This window comes from Mesorhizobium sp. BR1-1-13 (assembly GCF_020165515.1).
Classification (GTDB): domain Bacteria; phylum Pseudomonadota; class Alphaproteobacteria; order Rhizobiales; family Rhizobiaceae; genus Mesorhizobium.
This window is the reverse complement of the sequence record NZ_JAIUIH010000006.1, coordinates 186,452-204,513: the sequence shown is the minus strand read 5'-3', so window position 1 is coordinate 204,513 and position 18,062 is coordinate 186,452. Positions and strand designations below refer to the sequence as shown.

17 protein-coding genes are annotated in these 18,062 nt (G+C 63.7%); 9 read left to right on the top strand and 8 right to left on the bottom strand.

Features of this window, described 5'->3' with window-relative positions; genetic code table 11:
- Nucleotides 1–4: 4 nt before the first annotated feature.
- Nucleotides 5–1,258 (bottom strand): sarcosine oxidase subunit beta, encoded by a 1,254-nt coding sequence (locus LB533_RS16420; RefSeq protein ID WP_224677746.1) that lies wholly within the window; start codon nucleotides 1,256–1,258, stop codon nucleotides 5–7.
- Nucleotides 1,259–1,520: 262 nt separating this feature from the next.
- Between LB533_RS16420 and LB533_RS16415 the strand changes: the two genes are divergently transcribed.
- The 9 genes from LB533_RS16415 (at nucleotide 1,521) to LB533_RS16375 (ending at nucleotide 9,527) form a co-directional block, all read left to right on the top strand.
- Nucleotides 1,521–2,279, top strand: a complete 759-nt coding sequence (locus LB533_RS16415; RefSeq protein WP_224677745.1) for an SDR family oxidoreductase — start codon at nucleotides 1,521–1,523, stop codon at nucleotides 2,277–2,279.
- A 108-nt stretch (nucleotides 2,280–2,387) separates the two neighbouring features.
- A complete protein-coding gene (locus tag LB533_RS16410; RefSeq protein ID WP_224677744.1) occupies nucleotides 2,388–2,774 on the top strand; it encodes an SET domain-containing protein in 387 nt (128 codons plus the stop codon).
- A 179-nt stretch (nucleotides 2,775–2,953) separates the two neighbouring features.
- On the top strand, nucleotides 2,954–3,220 hold the full coding sequence (rpsU, locus tag LB533_RS16405; RefSeq protein ID WP_010911429.1) for a 30S ribosomal protein S21: 267 nt from the start codon (nucleotides 2,954–2,956) through the stop codon (nucleotides 3,218–3,220).
- A 141-nt stretch (nucleotides 3,221–3,361) separates the two neighbouring features.
- Nucleotides 3,362–4,216 (top strand): tetratricopeptide repeat protein, encoded by an 855-nt coding sequence (locus tag LB533_RS16400; RefSeq protein ID WP_140641725.1) that lies wholly within the window; start codon nucleotides 3,362–3,364, stop codon nucleotides 4,214–4,216.
- A 209-nt stretch (nucleotides 4,217–4,425) separates the two neighbouring features.
- On the top strand, nucleotides 4,426–4,899 hold the full coding sequence (locus LB533_RS16395; protein WP_224677743.1) for a DUF992 domain-containing protein: 474 nt from the start codon (nucleotides 4,426–4,428) through the stop codon (nucleotides 4,897–4,899).
- 407 nt (nucleotides 4,900–5,306) lie between these two features.
- Nucleotides 5,307–6,317: a hypothetical protein gene (locus LB533_RS16390; protein WP_224677742.1), complete on the top strand. Its 1,011-nt coding sequence runs from the start codon at nucleotides 5,307–5,309 to the stop codon at nucleotides 6,315–6,317.
- Nucleotides 6,318–6,326: 9 nt separating this feature from the next.
- The gene (locus LB533_RS16385; RefSeq protein ID WP_224677741.1) at nucleotides 6,327–7,334 is read left to right on the top strand and encodes a hypothetical protein; all 1,008 of its coding nucleotides are present in this window, start codon (nucleotides 6,327–6,329) and stop codon (nucleotides 7,332–7,334) included.
- Between the two features lie 95 nt (nucleotides 7,335–7,429).
- A complete protein-coding gene (locus LB533_RS16380; protein WP_224677740.1) occupies nucleotides 7,430–7,912 on the top strand; it encodes a DUF992 domain-containing protein in 483 nt (160 codons plus the stop codon).
- A 178-nt stretch (nucleotides 7,913–8,090) separates the two neighbouring features.
- Nucleotides 8,091–9,527: an MFS transporter gene (locus LB533_RS16375; RefSeq protein WP_224677739.1), complete on the top strand. Its 1,437-nt coding sequence runs from the start codon at nucleotides 8,091–8,093 to the stop codon at nucleotides 9,525–9,527.
- A gap of 118 nt (nucleotides 9,528–9,645) precedes the next feature.
- Here LB533_RS16375 and LB533_RS16370 read toward each other — a convergent pair whose 3' ends face one another.
- The 7 genes from LB533_RS16370 to kdpF are packed head-to-tail and all read right to left on the bottom strand — an operon-like array spanning nucleotide 9,646 to nucleotide 17,842.
- Complete coding sequence (locus LB533_RS16370) at nucleotides 9,646–10,338, bottom strand: response regulator transcription factor (RefSeq protein ID WP_140641735.1); 693 nt, start codon at nucleotides 10,336–10,338, stop codon at nucleotides 9,646–9,648.
- Nucleotides 10,335–13,061 carry a sensor histidine kinase gene (locus LB533_RS16365; RefSeq protein WP_224677738.1) on the bottom strand — a complete coding sequence of 909 codons (2,727 nt, stop codon included), beginning with the start codon at nucleotides 13,059–13,061 and terminating at the stop codon, nucleotides 10,335–10,337. The genes LB533_RS16370 and LB533_RS16365 overlap by 4 nt, the downstream gene beginning before the upstream one ends.
- Nucleotides 13,062–13,114: 53 nt before the next feature.
- Entirely contained in the window at nucleotides 13,115–13,684 is a 570-nt protein-coding gene (gene kdpC / locus LB533_RS16360; protein ID WP_140641739.1) for a potassium-transporting ATPase subunit KdpC, read from the bottom strand.
- 12 nt (nucleotides 13,685–13,696) lie between these two features.
- A complete protein-coding gene (kdpB, locus tag LB533_RS16355; RefSeq protein WP_140641741.1) occupies nucleotides 13,697–15,790 on the bottom strand; it encodes a potassium-transporting ATPase subunit KdpB in 2,094 nt (697 codons plus the stop codon).
- Entirely contained in the window at nucleotides 15,787–16,017 is a 231-nt protein-coding gene (locus LB533_RS16350; protein ID WP_224557016.1) for a hypothetical protein, read from the bottom strand. Before LB533_RS16350 ends, kdpB begins: the two co-directional genes overlap by 4 nt.
- A gap of 12 nt (nucleotides 16,018–16,029) precedes the next feature.
- Complete coding sequence (kdpA, locus tag LB533_RS16345; RefSeq protein WP_140641743.1) at nucleotides 16,030–17,730, bottom strand: potassium-transporting ATPase subunit KdpA; 1,701 nt, start codon at nucleotides 17,728–17,730, stop codon at nucleotides 16,030–16,032.
- Nucleotides 17,731–17,752: 22 nt separating this feature from the next.
- Complete coding sequence (kdpF, locus tag LB533_RS16340; protein WP_140641745.1) at nucleotides 17,753–17,842, bottom strand: K(+)-transporting ATPase subunit F; 90 nt, start codon at nucleotides 17,840–17,842, stop codon at nucleotides 17,753–17,755.
- Nucleotides 17,843–18,062 lie beyond the last annotated feature (220 nt).

The following is an 18,062-nucleotide window of genomic DNA, read 5'->3' as shown; positions in this document are numbered from 1 at the left end:
ATCGTCAGTGCGCCACCGCCGCCGCCGCCGCCTCGTCGATGAGCCGGCCGGTGCGGAAACGCTCAATGGTGAAGGGCGCGTTGATCGGATGCGGATCGTCCCGGGCGATGGTGTGGGCAAAGACATGGCCGGAGCCGGGTGTCGCCTTGAAGCCGCCCGTGCCCCAGCCGCAATTGACGTAGAGGCCGGGCACCGGCGTCTTGGCCAGGATCGGCGAGCGGTCGGGCGTGACGTCGACGATGCCGCCCCAGGAGCGCAGCATCTTCATGCGCGTGAAGATCGGGAACATCTCGCAGATAGCGTCGAGCGTATGCTGCAATATGTGCAGGCCGCCGGTCTGCGAGTAGGAGACGTACTGGTCGGTGCCGGCGCCGATCACCAGTTCGCCCTTGTCTGACTGCGAGATATAGGCATGCACCGTGTTCGACATCACCACGCAGGGAACGACCGGCTTGACCGGCTCCGATACCAGCGCCTGCAGCGGGTAGCTTTCCAGCGGCATGCGCACGCCGGCCATGTTCATGATGACCGAGGAGTGGCCGGCGGCGACCACGCCGATCTTCTTGGCGCCGATGAAGCCGCGCGTCGTCTCGACGCCGGTCACCGCGCCGTTGGCCGCACGCTTGACGCCAGTGACCTCGCAATTCTGGATGATGTGCACGCCCCGCGCCGAGGCGCCGCGCGCATACCCCCAGGCGACTGCGTCATGGCGCGCCGTGCCGCCGCGCCGCTGCAGGGCGGCACCGACGACCGGGTAGCGCGCATCCCTGGAAATGTTGAGCGGCGGGCAGAATTCCTTCGCCTGCTCCGGCGTCAGCCATTCATTGTCGATGCCGTTCAGCCGGTTGGCGTGGACATGGCGTTTCAGCACCTGGATGTCGTGCACATTGTGCGCCAGCATCATGACGCCGCGTGCCGAATACATGACGTTGTAGTTGAGCTCCTGGCTGAGCCCGTCCCACAATTTCAGCGCATGGTCGTAGATACCGGCGCTCTCGTCATAGAGATAGTTGGAGCGGATGATGGTGGTGTTGCGGCCGGTATTGCCGCCGCCGAGCCATCCCTTCTCCAGCACCGCGACATTGGTGATGCCGTGCACGGTGGCGAGATAGTAAGCGGTGGCCAGGCCATGGCCGCCGGCGCCCACGATGACGACGTCGTATTCCTTCTTCGGCTCCGGCGAGGACCATTGCTCCTCCCAGCCCTTGTGGCCGCGCATGGCCTCACGCGCGATGGCGAATACAGAGTATTTCTTCACGTTCCAGCCTCGCGCCAAAGTCTCGCGGATTTGCGGCCGGGCTAGCAATTTCCCCGGCGCGCGAGGTGTATCACTAGCGAAACAGCGCTGCCACCCTTGCGCTGTTTGCGACGGCTCTTGCCGTTTTGCGCCGCAACCGGCCGCGGCGTGCGAGGCTAGGGAAAATCGGCAGGTTTGCAGCTTTCGGGTGGCTGCGGCCATGCTCATTTGCGACGACGCATCCGACCGCCGGCAAGGCCGGCATGAAGAAGGACGCAAAGACATGTTCGCACTCACCAACAAGATCGCCATCGTCACCGGTGCCAGTTCCGGCATCGGCCGCGCCACCGCGACGCTCTTCGCCGGACAGGGTGCCAAGCTCGTCGTTGCCGCCCGCCGACAAGCCGAGCTCGATGCGCTGGTCGCCGAGATCGAGGACGCCGACGGCACGGCAGTCGCCCTTGCCGGCGACGTCAGGGAAGAAGCCTATGCAAAAGCCCTCGTCGATCTTGCGGCCGAAAAATTCGGCGGCCTCGACATCGCCTTCAACAATGTCGGTGCCGTCGGCCAGATGGGGCCGGTTTCCGAGCTGTCGCTGGAGGGCTGGCGTGAGACGCTCGACACCAATCTCACCAGCGCGTTTCTCGGCGCGAAATACCAGGTGCCGGCCATGGTCGCGCGCGGCGGCGGCTCGCTGATCTTCACCTCGACCTTCGTCGGCCACACGGTCGGCATGCCCGGCATGACCAGCTATGCCGCAAGCAAGGCGGGCCTGATCGGGCTGACGCAGGTGCTTGCCGCCGAATACGGCTCGAAAGGTGTTCGGGTCAACGCGCTGCTGCCGGGCGGCACCGACACGCCGGCGGCAACCTTCAAGACACCGGAATCGCGGGCCTTTGTGGCAAGCCTGCATGCCTTGAAGCGTGTCGCGGAGCCGGAGGAGATCGCCCGCTCGGCGCTTTATCTTGCCTCCGACGCATCGAGCTTCACCACCGGAACCGCACTGTTCGCCGACGGCGGCGTGTCGATCAACCGGACGTGAATGGTTTCGCGCCGGCATCCGGATCAACAGGCCACGATGTCGCAATCCGGGCTTGCATTTGGGCTCGAATTGACGATTCCGTTCTCTCCTGGAAAACGGGCCGGAACCATGCTGCTGATCAAAACCTATGTCGCCCAGAGCACAATCGAGGGCGTCGGCGTGTTCGCCGCCGAGCCGATCAGGAAAGGCGCCTCGATCTGGCGGCTCGACCCGGATTTCGACCGGCTGATCCCGCTGGCAAAATACCAGGCGGCACCCTCGCATCTCAGGGAACTGCTCGACCGCTACGCCTATCCCAGTCCCGACCGGCCCGGCTTCATGGTCTATGAGGTCGACAATGGCCGCTTCATGAACCATTCGGCGACGCCGAACACAGACTTTTCGCAATATGGCGGGGCAACCGCGACCCGCGACATAGCGAAGGGCGAAGAGATAACCTGCGACTATGGCGAATTCTTCGAGGATTTTGAGCGATTGCATCTGGCCACCGCGTAATTGGCTGCCTATCTTGCGAGCGCCCGCTGGGCGATTTGGCCGCCTCCCTTCATTTCGGCTGTGGACAGCGGGGCGTGATTCTGCTATCAGCCGCCACAATTCGTGGTGTAAATCGCCGCGGAGGCTAGTGGCTATGGCCGCTTGCCTATTGATATCAAACCCGAAAGACAGGATTGCCCGTGCAGGTACTCGTCCGCGACAACAATGTTGATCAGGCGCTTCGCGCTCTCAAGAAGAAGATGCAGCGCGAAGGCATCTTCCGCGAAATGAAGATGCGCGGTCACTACGAGAAGCCTTCCGAGAAGCGCGCCCGTGAAAAGGCCGAAGCCGTACGCCGCGCCCGCAAGCTGGCCCGCAAGCGCGCACAGCGCGAAGGCCTGCTGCCGATGACGCCGCGTCCGGTGGCTGCCGGCGGTGCAGCCGGTGCAGCGCGTCCGCCGCGCTGACCAGCGCCAATATTTCGTCCTTTTCGAAGGATACCAGAGGTGGCGCGATGCGGAATCGCCGCCACCTTTTTATTTTGATATGACCCGGCCCGGAGGGGGGATCCGGACCTGAATGACGCGGCAAGTGAGGACAGGGCAGACATGAACGCAATCAGCGTGGAGAGCAAAACCACATTTCGTGGCTTTGCCCTGGCGACAGCCCTGCTTTCCGGATTGATGCTTGCCGGCTGCCAGACCTCAGGCCCGACCGGCGAGTTCAACAACATCGACAAGGCGCAAGGGTCGAGCGAGAATATCTCCTCGCTGTCGGCGGTGATTCAGCGCAATCCGCAGGATCCTGAAGGGTACAATGTGCGCGGCTCGGCCTATGGCCGGGGCGGCCAATACCAGGCGGCGCTCAAGGATTTCAACCAGGCCATCCAGCTCAATCCGAATTTCTACCAGGCCTATTCGAACCGCGCGCTCATCCAGCGCTTCCTCGGCAATCAGGAAGCAGCGTTGGCGGACTACAACCGCTCGATCCAGATCAACGGCAACTACGATGCCGCCTATATCGGCCGCGGCAATCTCTACCGCAAGGCCGGCCGCACCCAGGAAGCCTTCAACGATTTCCAGAAGGCGATCCAGCTCGACACGACCGATGCCCGCGCCTATCACAATCGGGGCCTGATCTATCAGAGCCAAGGCCAGCACAAATTCGCCATCGAGGATTTCTCGACCGCCATCTCGCTGGCCCCGGACGCCGCCGAGCCATACAACGGCCGCGGCCTTTCCTACCTCGCCACCAATGACGAGGACAATGCCTTCTCCGATTTCAACATGGCCATCAAGCTCGACGGCAAGAACGCCGAAGCCTGGTCCAACCAGGCGCTGATCTACGAGCGGCGCGGCGACAAGGCCAAGGCGCAGAAATCCTACCGCGAAGCGGTGCGCCTCGACCCAACCTACCAGCCGGCCAAGGATGGCTTGTCGCGTGTCGGCGCCAGCGCCAGCTGACGTCGGTTTCAGCAAATCCGGCTAACCATTACGGGTTGTTTGCGTGGCCGAAAGGACACGCGGCCCTGAAGATCGCCATCGATCCGGCAACCCTGCGTTAACCCCCGCGGCAAGCCGCCGACCCATGCCTTGTTCGCGTCAAGTTTTCAGCGGAACGGTCTGACCATCAAAGCCGTTAGTTCGATGCAATTTGCGAAAGGACCCTCCCCATGATCAAGAAACTCGTCTGCGCCGCGGCCCTTGCCACGACCATGCTCGCTGCCCCGGCCAGCGCCGGTAAGCTGCAGCTTGGCACGCTCGACTGCACCATCGATGGCGGCACCGCCTATATCGTGACGTCCAACAAGGGCGTGTCCTGCGTCTTCCGGCCCTATCATCACGGACCGTCCGAGATCTACACCGGCGTCATCTCCAAGCTCGGCGTCGATCTTGGCCAGACGCACCAGGGCCAGCTCGTCTGGGCCGTGTTTGCCGCGACCCGTGACCGCGACGCGGGCGATCTTGCCGGCAGCTACTACGGCGTCAACGCCGAGGCGAGCGTCGTGACCGGCGGCGGCGCCAACCTGATGGTCGGCGGCTTCGACAGTGCCTTCATGCTGGAGCCGCTCAGCGTCCAGGCACAGACCGGCGTGAACCTGGCGGTTGCCGTCACCTCGCTGGAGCTGATCCACTCGTTGAAGTGACTGTACGCCGATCTTCTCGGCGCGGACAGCAACCGCGCGGTGATCAGGTAGCGCGCGGCGGATTCGGTTTTCGCCGCGCGCTTTGCATTTGTTGTCGCCATGCCAAGATAGCAACTCGCGATTATGAAGATGGAAGACTTGTTCCTTTTGTGCTACCAACCGGAAATGTTGGTGGCCCTGCGTGAAAACGCGCGCGAGCTCCGGCAGATGTAAAGACATCGTCGAATGCAATTTTGTTGCAGCCGCCGGAGGCCGTGATGGATTTCATCGAGCAGTTATTCGGATTTTCGCCCGATGGCGGGTCGGGATCCTTCGAACTTCTTCTGATACTCGCACCATTCTTGATTGCCGCTGTCTGGTTTTTCATGCGTCGACAACGACGTTGACGAAGTGGCCTCAGACCGGCCATGAACCCGCTCCCCAAAATACTGGATTTCCTGAACGCATTCGCCGACGCCTTCACCGACTGGCCATCGAACTTGCGCCAGATCGCTGCCCGGATCTGCGCCCTCGCCAAACTGCTCTGCGAAAGAATGAAGCTCCCCGATCGGCTGGACCGAAGCGGGCCGCAACGGTGCGTCAAGATCAGCGACCCCGCTTACAAGCGGCCGGATCCCCTGATCTATGCCCAATATTATTTGATGGCCCAGGGCCTCGCCATCACCTGGGACAACCCTGACATCGAGATCCGAAGCGGCGGCAATCCTGTCGCGCCGCATATGCTGGCGCCCGACACCGAATACGAAATCGTCGCCCGTATCTGGAACAACTCGACCGAAGCCCCGGTCGTCGATCTGCCGGTGAAATTCTCCTATCTGAGTTTCGGCATCGGCACGGTGTCGCATTGGATCGATGAGACAAGGACCGATCTCGGCGTCAAGGGCGGAGCCAATCACCCGGCTTTCGCGTCGGTCAAATGGCGAACTCCGGCGGTGCCTGGTCACTATTGCATCCAGGTCCTGCTCGACTGGCTCGACGATGTGAACCCGAACAACAACCTTGGCCAGGATAACACCACCGTCGGTGTCGCCCATTCGCCCGCAAGATTTGAGTTTCGCCTGCGCAACGGCGAGCGAGAGCGGATGGGATTTCGCCTTGAGGCCGACGCCTATTCCCTTCCTGAATTGCCGGTCTGTGAGCCGCGCCCTCGCCCGAGGCCGCGTCGCCGGCCCTTGCGCACCTTCCCCGGCACGATCGCGGCGGTGCCTGCCGGCCACAGCCGTCAATCGCATCCTCTACCCGCGGGCTGGCTCGTCACGTTCGAGCCAACGCAAGCGGATCTCGCCCCGGGCGAAGAAATCTCCGTGACGGTCGACATCGAACCGCCAGCCGTTTTCACCGGCCGCAAGGCAATCAACGTTCATGCTTTCTCGGCGCGCGGTCTCGCCGGCGGCGTGACGCTCTATGTGGAGCGATAGGGGATCGCCATGGCTTATCGGCACTACACCAAATGCATATCGGTCGGAAATCACCAGGGCAAACAATACGGGCAGATGATCATCGCAGCGGCCGTGGTCGCTTTGCCACTGATCCTGTTGGGCGCCATCCCCGGACCGGCCGTCATGCTCGTGGCGCTTGCGGCCATACTGGCCTATTGCCGCTGGTGGCTCTACGACCGGCTGATCTGTCTCGGTGGCGACGAATGCGCGGTCGGCTGGCTGCTCAAGATCGATCCGCCGGAGGAGAAGTCGGGACTGGATCGCTTCGACACCGACTACAGTCTCAATCTGGTCCCGGGCAATGTGGTCGAATTCACCAACCAGGCAACGGCCGAAAAGATCGCGCCGTTTGGACGCCTGATCGCCAACACGCCTGCGATCCAGGGCGCGGGCCTCGACTGGAAAGGACTGGAAGCGCGGCAATGGGCCAATGATGACCCGACCGCGGTGCTGCATTGCGAGTTCGAAGGGGCCGGCGTCTACGACCTCATGATAGCCTGCCTTGCCGCAATTCCCGTCGCCACGGCCGCGGCGGTTGCTTGCGCCATTCCCTTCTTCGGCTGGATCGCCTGCGCGGTCCTGTCGCTCATCGCCGCGGCCATCGTCATTGTCGGCGGCATAGTCGGCCTGCTCGACACAGCCAATCCGACGGACCTCGACGAGAATCTCGGCGATCTTCATGTCAACGATCCGACGCGCCGCGGCGCGGACATCCTGTTCGTCAAGGGAACGTGGGTTTACGATTCGGCACATGACGGCTGGAACGAAATCCATCCGATCAAGCACTGCCAGAAGATCGGCACCTGGAACGGCAGCTGGAACGAATCCCCGGTTCCCGACGGCAGTCCCGTCCGCTGGTGTGAAGCGGTCGAGACGGCAGGATCGCCACTGACCGTCGCGTCCCAGCAGGAGCCTCAAAACCAGTGGACGATACATCCCGTCATAGACGGTTGCCGGCCAAAGTCCGACGATGACCGGCCGGACCCCGTGCACTAACCTGGCACGCCGTGCCGGCACCATCTTCCCTTCGCCGGAGAAGCAGTGTCATCTGTTTTGCCGCAATGATGCTTGCAGCAACCGTACGAGGGCCCATGACGCGCAAAATGATCCTTGCAGCCATCATTGGCATGGCCAGCCCCGCCGTGGCTCAGGCGCAGGACCGGGGCATCGAGCTCGGCACGCTTGAATGCGCCATATCAGGCGGCACCGGCTTCATCTTCGGCTCGAGCAAGGATCTGAGCTGCACCTTCACCCCTGCCGACAAGACTTTCGCGCCGGAAGCCTATTTCGGCGCGGTCAACAAATATGGCCTCGACATCGGCACGACCAAGCAGGCGGTGATGCGATGGCTGGTGCTGACGCCGCTGAAGAACATCTACGCGCCGGGCGCATTGGCCGGCGACTATGTCGGCGCCAGCGCCGAGGTGACGGCAACCGTCGGCGCCGGTGCCAATCTGCTGGTTGGCGGCTTCTCGCAGTCCTTCACCTTGCAGCCGCTCAGCCTGCAGACCCAGACCGGCATCAATTTCGCCATCGGTGTCAGCCAGTTCCAGCTGCGCAGCACGGAGAACTGATCGGCCGGCGATGGCGGCCGGCCAGGGATGCGGGCATCACGTACATGTCCAAAAAAATCGCTTGAGCTCAAGCTTGGTTGAGGTTCTACAAACCCCTCCAACCGTGGTCCTGCCGGACCCCGAGCTGGCTCCTGGCGCCATGCGTTTGCATCGGGATATGAAAATTCGAGGGACCGAAGTGACCGACATCAGCACAAAAAGGGTCGACTGGCGCGCATTGTGGGCGAGCGGCGACCTCGCGCGCTTCTGTTTCATCAGCCTCGGCATCCTGCTGCACGCCACCAACGAGACGATGGTGGCGACCGTCATGCCCGCCATGATCGGCGAACTGGCGGGCGTGCAGCTCGTCGGCTGGTCGCTGGCGATCTATGAACTGGGCGCCATCGTCGCCGGTGCCGCGGCCGGACGGCTGGTCAGCTATGTGGCGCTGCGCACCAACATGATGGTCGCGGCCCTGCTCTACGCGGCCGGCGCGTTGATCTGCGCCACCGCGCCCTCGATGCAATTGTTCCTGGCCGGGCGCCTGATCGAGGGCCTGGGCGGCGGCGCGCTTGTGTCGCTGGCTTTCGTCTCGGTGGAGCGCCTGTTCCCGCGGGCCATCTGGCCGCAGCTTTTCGGTATCATGTCGGCGATCTGGGGCGTCGCCGCCTTCAGCGGGCCGATGCTTGGCGCTGTTATGACAGAGCTTCTGTCATGGCGCTGGGCCTTCGGCATCTTCGTGTTCGGCGGTGCTGCGATGGCGCTGGCGAGCTTCGTCGTACTTGACACGCCGGAAGCGGCGAGGCCTAGCGCCGGCGCCGGCAAGGCACCACCCTTCCCGTTCGTCGCTCTTGGCTGCCTCGCCGTCGCCGTCGTGCTGATCGCCTCGGCGGGCGTCGACATCGCCCTTCTGCGCTCATCGCTGCTGATGGTGCTCGGCCTGGTCGGCCTTGTGCTGTTCTTCCGTGTCGATGCGCTGAAACCGAAATCGCGGCTCTTCCCCTCGCAGCTGTTCTCGTGGCGCACGCCGGTCGGCAGCGGCATGACCATGGTCGCCGCCTTCTCGGTGGCGACCTGTTCCTTTGCCATCTACGGCCCGCTGCTTCTGACCACGCTGCACCACATTCCGCTCCTGACCACCGGCTACATCATCGCCGCCGAATCGATCGCCTGGTCGATCCTGTCGATCCTTGTCGCCAACGCGCCACAGGAGCGTGAGAGATCGATCATCGTCATCGGCGCCCTGATGATCGCAACCGGCCTCGCTGGTTTCGCCTACGCCATCCCGGCAGGCTCGATCCCGCTGATCCTGGTATGCGCCCTTTTGCAGGGTGGCGGCTTCGGCGTTGCCTGGCCGTTCCTGACGCGCGTCATCGTGGCCTCCGCGCCGGGAGATGAGCAGACCATCGCCTCGGCCGCGGTGCCGACCATGCAGCGTATCGGCTATGCGGTGGGTGCCGCCCTTGCCGGCATCGTCGCCAATGCCAGCGGCTTTTCGCAAGGCCTGAACCAGGACGCGGCGGCTGACGTGGCGACCTGGCTGTTCCTCGCCTTCGTGCCGCTCGGCATTATTGGCTGCCTCGCCGCCCTGCGCACATCGACGACCGCGAACCGGCTGCCGGAAGCTGTCGGCTAAAGCGCGTCGCGTCGAAACGAACTCATGCGACGCGCTTTAGCCCTTTGTTTATGCATGTCGTTAAGCCAAAACCGAGGTTCACTTTTGGGCGACATGCATTAATCAGTCCAGGCGACGCTCATTCGACCTCGCGCAGGCGGTAGCCGACGCCGGTCTCGGTGGTGATGTAGCGCGGCTGGTCCGGCGTCTTCTCGATCTTCTGCCGCAACTGCCGGACATAGACCCTGAGATACTGCACGTCGGTCGAATCGTTCCACACCTGCTTCAGCAGGAACTGGTGCGTGAGAACCTTGCCCGCATACTGCACGAGAATGCGCAGAATGTCGTATTCCTTGGGCGACAGCTTTACCTCCTTGCCCCCGACCTTGACGATGCGCTTGACCAGGTCGACGCTGAGATCACCGGTTTGGAATACAGGCCTCTCGCCCTGCTGCTGGAATCTGTGCCGCAGTGCCACGCGGATTCGCGCCACCAGCTCGTTCATTCCGAACGGCTTGGTGATGTAGTCGTCGGCGCCGAGTTCGAGCGCACCGACGATGCCGGCCTCGTCGGTGCGGCTGGAGAGAATGACCACCGGCATGTCGAAGCCGTCGTCGCGCCATTTGCGCAGCAGTTCATGGCCGCTCATGCCGGGCAGGCCAAGGTCGAGCAGCACGAGATCCGGTTTTTCCTGCACCATCAGCTCGATAGCCGCCTTGGCGTTCGGTGCCTCGCTGACCGCGTAGCCCTGGCTGGCGAGGCCGACCCGGAGCAACTTGCGGATCGGCGGCTCGTCATCGACGACCAGTATCCTGACGCTCGAATTGGTCATCGAGGCTGATCCGCGCTGGAGCCGATACGATTGCCGGACAGTTCCGCCGCCACCGGCATCCTGATGGTGAAGGCAGCACCCGAACGGTCGGTCCGGTTGGCGGCCGAGATCGTGCCGCCCATTGCCTCGATGAAGCCGCGGCAGATCGACAGGCCGAGCCCGGTGCCGGCGCGCACCTGGTCGCCCTTGCGCACCCGGTAGAAAGTGTCGAACACGCGCTCAATATCCTGCGGAGGGATGCCCAATCCCTCATCCATGATCTGAAGCACGACGGAGCCGATGTCGGTCCAGCCCTGCAGGCGGATCGTCGAGCCGGGCGGCGAATATTTGGATGCATTGTCGAGCAGGTTGAACAGGACCTGCTCGAACAGCACTGGGTCGAGCTTCAACATCGGCAGGTCGGGCGGAATGTCGACCTCGATCTTGTGCTCGCTGGTGATCTTGCGGGCGCGGTCGAGCGCGGTGCCGACGACGTCGCCGACATAATGCAGCGCATAGTTCGGCTCCATCGCACCGGATTCGATCTTGGTCATATCGAGCAGATTGGCGATGAAGCGGTTCAGCCGCTCGGCTTCGTCGACCACCGTCGACAACAGCTCCGTCTGGTCCTGCTCGGGTAGGTCAGGCGCGAATTCCCTGAGCGTCCCGGCCGCCCCCATGATGGCGGCGAGCGGCGTCTTCAGATCATGGGAGATGGAGGTCAGCAGCGCCGAGCGCAGCCTGTCGGCTTCGGCCGCGAGCTTGGCACGATCGACGTCGGCGACGAGCTGGATGCGCTCGATGGCGACCGCTGCCTGGTCGCCCAGCGCGTCGAGCAGCCGCTGCTGCTCGGGCGTCAGCAGCGGACCCTGCTTGTCGTTGTCGAGGCCGACCACGCCGACTGCCGTGCGCCCGGTGCGCAGCGGCAGATAGAGCCGCTTCGCACCGGGCAGCGTATCGGCGCCGCGGCCGGCGGCGCGATCGTGCTCCCAGGCCCAGCGGGCGGCGGCGATGTCGGCCTCGGCCAGCGTGTCGTCGGGCGGATAGCCCGCCTTGACGGTGATGGCGCCGTTTTCGGGCAAAAGCAGCACGACCCGCAATTTCAGCATCGAGGCGATCTGGAAGGCCGTGACCCACAGAACGTCGTCGAGCGTGCCGGCGCCGGCAAGCTTCTTGGAAAACAGATAGATATCCTCCGTTGCCCGCGCCCGTGAGCGGGCGGCGGCGGCCTGGCGCTGCACGCGCGCCGTCAGGTTGCTGGCGATGACGGCAACGACAAGGAAGACGGCAAACGCAACGATGCTCTCGGGATCCCTGATCGTCAGCGTGTAGCGCGGCTCGAGGAAGAAGTAGTTGAAGGCAAGGGCGCTCAGAAAACAGGCGTACAGCGCAGGCCATAGTCCGAACGTCACCGCCGATGTCAGCACCGCCAGCAAGAGCACGATCGCCAGATTGCGCACGTCGAGGAACTGATCGAGAACCGTGCCGACGGCCAGCGAGCCCGCGACATAGGCCGTGGCGAACAGATATGGCCATATCTGGAACGGCCGCTGCTCGGCCGCCGTCCGGACCTTTCTCGATGCTGCGTCGGTATCGCGCTCGGTTCCCGAAATGACATGGACGCTGATGTCGCCGGCATTGCGGATCAAATCATAGGTGAGCGAGCCCTCGATCAATTCCCGCCAGCGCGACCGGGTCGGCCTTCCGACCACGATATGGGTGAAATTGTTCGCCGTCGCATGGCGCACGATGTCTTGCGCGACGTTCTGGCCCGGAATGGTCGTCACCTCGGCGCCGAGTTGCTCGGCGAGGCGCAGATGGGTCGCCAGCCGGTCCTTCTCTTCCTCCGACATGGCGGCCGAACGGGGCGTGTCGACATGAAGCGCCGTCCATGGGGCGCGGAGCCGGTCGGCCAGCCTGCGCGCATAGCGCACGCGCGCCGCCCCGCCCGGACGCGCGTCCAGGCAAACGAGCACCCTTTCCCCCGCCGCCCATGGGCCCTGGATGGCATGGGACTGCATGTGGTTGAGCAGTTGTTCATCGACACGCTGGGCGGTGCGGCGCAGCGCCAGCTCGCGCAGCGCCGTAAGATTGCCGGGCGAGAAATAGTTCTCGATGGCGCGTTGGGCGGTATTGGGGAAATAGACCTTGCCTTCCTCCAGCCGTTTGATCAGGTCGTCGGGCGTCAGATCGATGATCTCGACGTCGTCGGCCTGGTCGATGATGGAATCGGGAACCGTTTCGCGCACCCTGACCCGCGTGATCTGGGCGACGACGTCGTTCAGGCTTTCGACATGCTGGATGTTGAGCGTCGTGTAGACGTCGATGCCGCGCGCCAGGATTTCCTGCACGTCGAGATAGCGCTTGGGGTGGCGGCTGCCGGGCGCGTTTGTGTGGGCGAGTTCGTCGACCAGGACCAGAGCCGGGCGGCGTGCCAGGATGGCGTCTATGTCCATCTCGTCGAGGGTACGCCCCTTGTATTCGACCGGACGGCGGGGAATGACCTCGTAGCCCTCTACGAGGGCCAGCGTTTCCTTGCGGCCGTGCGTCTCGACGACGCCGATCACCACGTCGATGCCGTCGGCCAGCCTGGCGCGTCCCGACATCAGCATTTCGTAGGTTTTGCCGACGCCCGGTGCCGCGCCCAGGAAGATGCGCAGACGGCCGCGGCCCTCGCGCTCGGCATGCTCGAGCAGCGCGTCGGGGGAAGGTCTGTTTTCGACGTTGCTTCTGTCGTCCGGCATCGGCATCCAGTTTGAACGGCGCAGGGGACGGTGTCGATCCCCGGGGCTGTTCTTCATTGCTTGGCTATGTCGTCCAATGCGAGGTTAAGGGCCAGCACATTGACCACCGGCTCGCCCAGGACGCTGAGCTCCCGGTCCTCGACATGGCTGTCGACGAGCGCCTTGACCTTGGCTTCATCGATGCCCCTTGCCTTGGCGACACGTGGAATCTGGAAATAACCATCGTCGGGGCTGATGTCGGGATCGAGCCCGCTGCCCGATGTCGTGACGAGGCCTATCGGAACCGGCGCATTGGGGTTTTCGGCTTTCAGCTTCCCAGCGTCTCCCTTGATGCGGTCGATCAGCTTGGGGTTGGTCGGGCCGAGATTCGAGCCGCCGGAAGCACCGGCGTCATAGCCGTTGCCGGCGGCCGAGGGCCGGCCGTGGAAATAGCGGTCGCTGGCGAAGGCCTGGCCGATCAGCTCCGAGCCGATCACCTTGCCATCCCTCTCGATCAGGCTGCCATTGGCCTGCTTCGGGAACAGCGCCTGGGCGATGCCGGTCATGCCGAGGGGATAGATGAGCCCGGTCAGCACGGTGAAGAAGACGACCATGACGATCGCGGGTCTGATTTGCTTGAGCATCGGAATGATCCCTTATGCAAGGCCGAGGACCGTGACGGCCATGTCGATTATCTTGATGCCGACGAACGGCACGATGATGCCGCCGAGGCCGTAGACGAGCAGGTTGCGGCTGAGCAGCGCCCCGGCGCCGATCGCCCGGTATTTGACGCCGCGCAGCGACAGCGGGATCAGCGCGATGATGATCAGCGCATTGAAGATGATGGCCGACAGGATGGCGCTCTGCGGCGTCGCCAGATGCATGATGTTGAGCGCCTGCAGCGGACCTGTGGTCTGGCCGGGCGCGACGTAGAACACGGCGAACATGGCCGGGATGATGGCGAAGTACTTGGCGACATCGTTGGCGATGGAGAAGGTGGTCAGCGAGCCGCGCGTCATCAGCAGCGCCTTGCCGATCTCGACGATCTCGATCAGCTTGGTCGGATCGGAGTCCAAGTCCACCATGTTGCCTGCTTCCCGCGCGGCCACCGTGCCGGTGTTCATGGCGACGCCGACGTCGGCCTGGGCTAGGGCCGGTGCGTCGTTGGTGCCGTCGCCGCACATGGCGACCAGCTTGCCCTTGGCCTGCTCGTCGCGGATCAGCTTCAGCTTGTCCTCCGGCGTCGCCTGGGCAAGGAAGTCGTCGACGCCGGCTTCGGCCGCGATGGCCGCTGCCGTCATCGGATTGTCCCCTGTGATCATCACCGTGCGTATGCCCATGCTGCGCAGCTCGGCGAAGCGCTCGCGGATGCCGCCCTTGACGATGTCCTTGAGGTGCACGATGCCGAGCAGGCGTCCGTCGCGCTCGACCGTAAGCGGCGTGCCGCCCGATTTGGCGACCTCGTCGGCGATCGCCTGGAGATCCCTGATCGTATCGCTGTTCGGGCGCGTCGCGTGGCTGGCGACAGTCGACTGGTTGACATGGGCGAGCACTGAATCGACCGCGCCCTTGCGTACCGAGGAGCCGTCTAAATCGACGCCGCTCATGCGGGTTTGCGCGGTGAAAGGCACGAAGGTGGCGTGCAGTGTCGCCATGTCGCGGGCGCGAAGGGCGTATTTCTCCTTGGCCAGCACGACGATCGAGCGGCCCTCCGGCGTTTCGTCGGCGAGCGAGGCAAGCTGCGCTGCGTCGGCCAGTTCCTGCTCGGTGACACCCTTCACCGGCCGGAATTCGGTCGCCTGGCGGTTGCCGAGCGTGATCGTGCCGGTCTTGTCGAGTAAAAGTGTGTCGACGTCGCCGGCCGCTTCGACGGCGCGGCCGGACATGGCGAGCACATTGAAGCGCACCAGACGGTCCATGCCGGCGATGCCGATGGCCGACAAAAGCGCGCCGATAGTGGTCGGGATCAAGGTCACGAACAAAGCGACGAGCACCGTGACCGGGATATAGCCGCCCGAATAGGAAGCGAAGCTCGGGATGGTAGCGGTGGCCAGCACGAAGATCAGCGTCATGCCGACGAGCAGAATGTTGAGCGCGATCTCGTTCGGCGTCTTCTGGCGCTCGGCGCCCTCGACCAGCGAGATCATGCGGTCGAGAAAGGTGTGGCCGGCGGCGGCGGTGATGCGCACGCGGATCCAGTCCGAGAGCACCTGCGTGCCGCCGGTGACCGCGGAGCGGTCGCCGCCGGATTCGCGAATGACAGGCGCCGATTCGCCCGTGATCGCCGCCTCGTTGACCGAAGCCACGCCTTCGATCACCTCGCCGTCGGAGGGGATGATGTCGCCGGCCTCGACCAGCACCGCGTCGCCCACTTTCAGGCTGGTGCCGGGCACCAGCTTGAATTTCGTCCGGTCCTCGCCGGCGAGGAGCTTGGCCTGGGTCTCGGTGCGCGCCTTGCGCAGCGAATCGGCCTGCGCCTTGCCGCGGCCTTCGGCGACGGCTTCGGCGAAGTTGGCGAACAGCACGGTGAACCACAGCCAGATGATGATCTGGATGGTGAAGCCGAGATTGCCGCCGCCGCTGACGAGGTCCTTGACGAAAAGCACTGATGTCAGCGCCGAGACGACGGCAACGACGAACATTACCGGGTTCCTGGCCAATGTGCGTGGGTTCAGCTTTCTAAAGGCTCCGCCGATGGCGGGCCACAGGATGCGGGCATCCATGATGCTCGCTGATTTCGACTGGCTCATTTTGAAGCTCCAGCTTCGGTGTTGTTGGACGGCACCGAACGGTCGGAGGCCGAAACAAGATGCAGAAGCCCGTAGGCCAGCAACCACAGAACGATCATGACGGCGGCGATGCCGAGGAATGTCGACATGGTGGGGAAAGGAGGAGGCCGTTCCTCCTTTCCGTTGTGGGCGGGATGGCGATCGTTGCGATGCCTGTTATTGAACCAGGACATTTCCGTTTCAGCCACGACACTTCCGTCTCAGAATGTCTGCCAGTGGATGGCGGCCAGATGCTCGACGATCGGTCCGACGGCGAGTGCCGGGAAGAAGGTCAGGCCGCCGACGATGACGATGACGCCGACCAGCAGTCCGACGAACAGCGGGCCGTCGGTCGGGAACGTGCCAGCCGAGGCGGGCACGGTCTTCTTCACCGCCAGCGAGCCGGCGATGGCGAGCGCCGGGATGATGACCAGGAAGCGGCCCATGAGCATGCCGAGGCCCAGCGTGATGTTGTACCAAGGCGTGTTGCCGGTGAGGCCGCCGAAGGCTGAGCCGTTGTTCGCCGCCGCCGACGTATAGGCGTAGAGTATCTCGGAGAAGCCGTGCGGACCGCCATTGGCGATCGATGCCACGGCGCTCGGCAGGACCACCGCAATGGCCGTGAAGATCAGCATCGCCAGCGGCAGGCACAGGATCGCCAGCATCGCCATCTTGACCTCCTTGGCCTCGATCTTCTTGCCGAGATATTCGGGCGTGCGCCCGACCATCAGACCGGCGACGAAGACGGCGATCAGGATGAACATCAGGATTCCGTAGAAGCCGGCGCCGACGCCGCCGACGATGACTTCGCCGAGCTGCATGTTGATGAGCGGGATCATGCCGCCGAGCGCGGTGAAACTGTCATGCATGGCATTGACCGCGCCGCAGGAAGCCGCCGTGGTGATGACCGCGAACAGCGCCGAAAGCGCGATGCCGAAGCGGGTTTCCTTGCCTTCCATGTTGCCGCCGTCGATGCCCAGCGCATGGAGCAGCGGATTGCCCGCGGCTTCCGCCCAGTAGCAGACGGCGACCCCGGCGATGAACAGCACGCCCATGGCGGCCAGGATCGCCCAGCCCTGGCGCTGGTTACCGACCATGCGGCCGAAGACATTGGTGAGCGCCGCGCCGATGGCGAAGATCGACAGCATCTGGATCAGGTTGGAGATGGCGCCCGGATTCTCGAAGGGATGCGCGGCATTGGCGTTGAAAAAGCCGCCGCCGTTGGTGCCGAGCATTTTGATGGCGATCTGCGAGGCGACCGGCCCGACGGCTATGGTCTGCTGCGCGCCTTCCAGCGTGGTGGCGTCGACATAGGCTCCCAGCGTCTGCGGCATTCCGAGCCAGACATAGACCATGGTGAGCACGACGCAGAGCGGCAAAAGCACGTAGAGCGTGGCACGGGTCATATCGACCCAGAAATTCCCGATCGACTTGCCGGAAGCGCGGGCAAAGCCGCGGATCAGCGCCATGGCGATGGCGATGCCGGTGGCCGCCGACAGGAAGTTCTGCACGGTGAGGCCGGCCATCTGCACGAGATAGGACATCGTGCTCTCGCCGCCGTAGTTCTGCCAGTTGGTGTTGGTCATGAAGCTGGCCGCGGTGTTGAAGGCGAGCCCCGATTCGACCGCGCTCATGCCGGCCGGGTTGTAGGGCAGGCCGCCTTGCAGGCGCTGGAGGAAATAGAGCGACAGGAAACCGGCAAGGTTGAACAACAGCATGGCGGCGGCATAGCCCGTCCAGTGCTGCTCCTGGTCGCCGGTTCCAGCCAGGCGATAAAGGCCCCGCTCGACGGGGCCGAGCACCGGCGACAGCAAGCTGCGGTCGCCGGTGAATACGCGATGCATGTAGCCGCCCAGCGGCTTCACGAGCAAAACCAGGATCCCGCAATAGAGAAGGATCTGTATCCATCCGTTGATAGTCATGATTTGGCTTTCCGTGCGCCGGTCAGAAGCGTTCCGGGCGGATCAGGGCGTATGTCAGATAGGCGAGCAGGAACAACGTCACGCCGCCACCGAGGATGTAATCGATAAGCATGGTCCGATCTTCCGCTCAAATTCTGTCGCAGGCTTTGACGTAAGCGAAGGACAGGGCGAAAAACAAAGCCCCTATCCCGAGAACGACGATGTCCATTGTGAATTTTTCCTTATGAACCTTGTACTGCGAATCTTGTGTTGAATGGCCCGCAATACCGCGAAGACGACCGGCGTAATTTCATGGCACGACGCTTCAAATTTGGTCAGGCGAATATGGACCC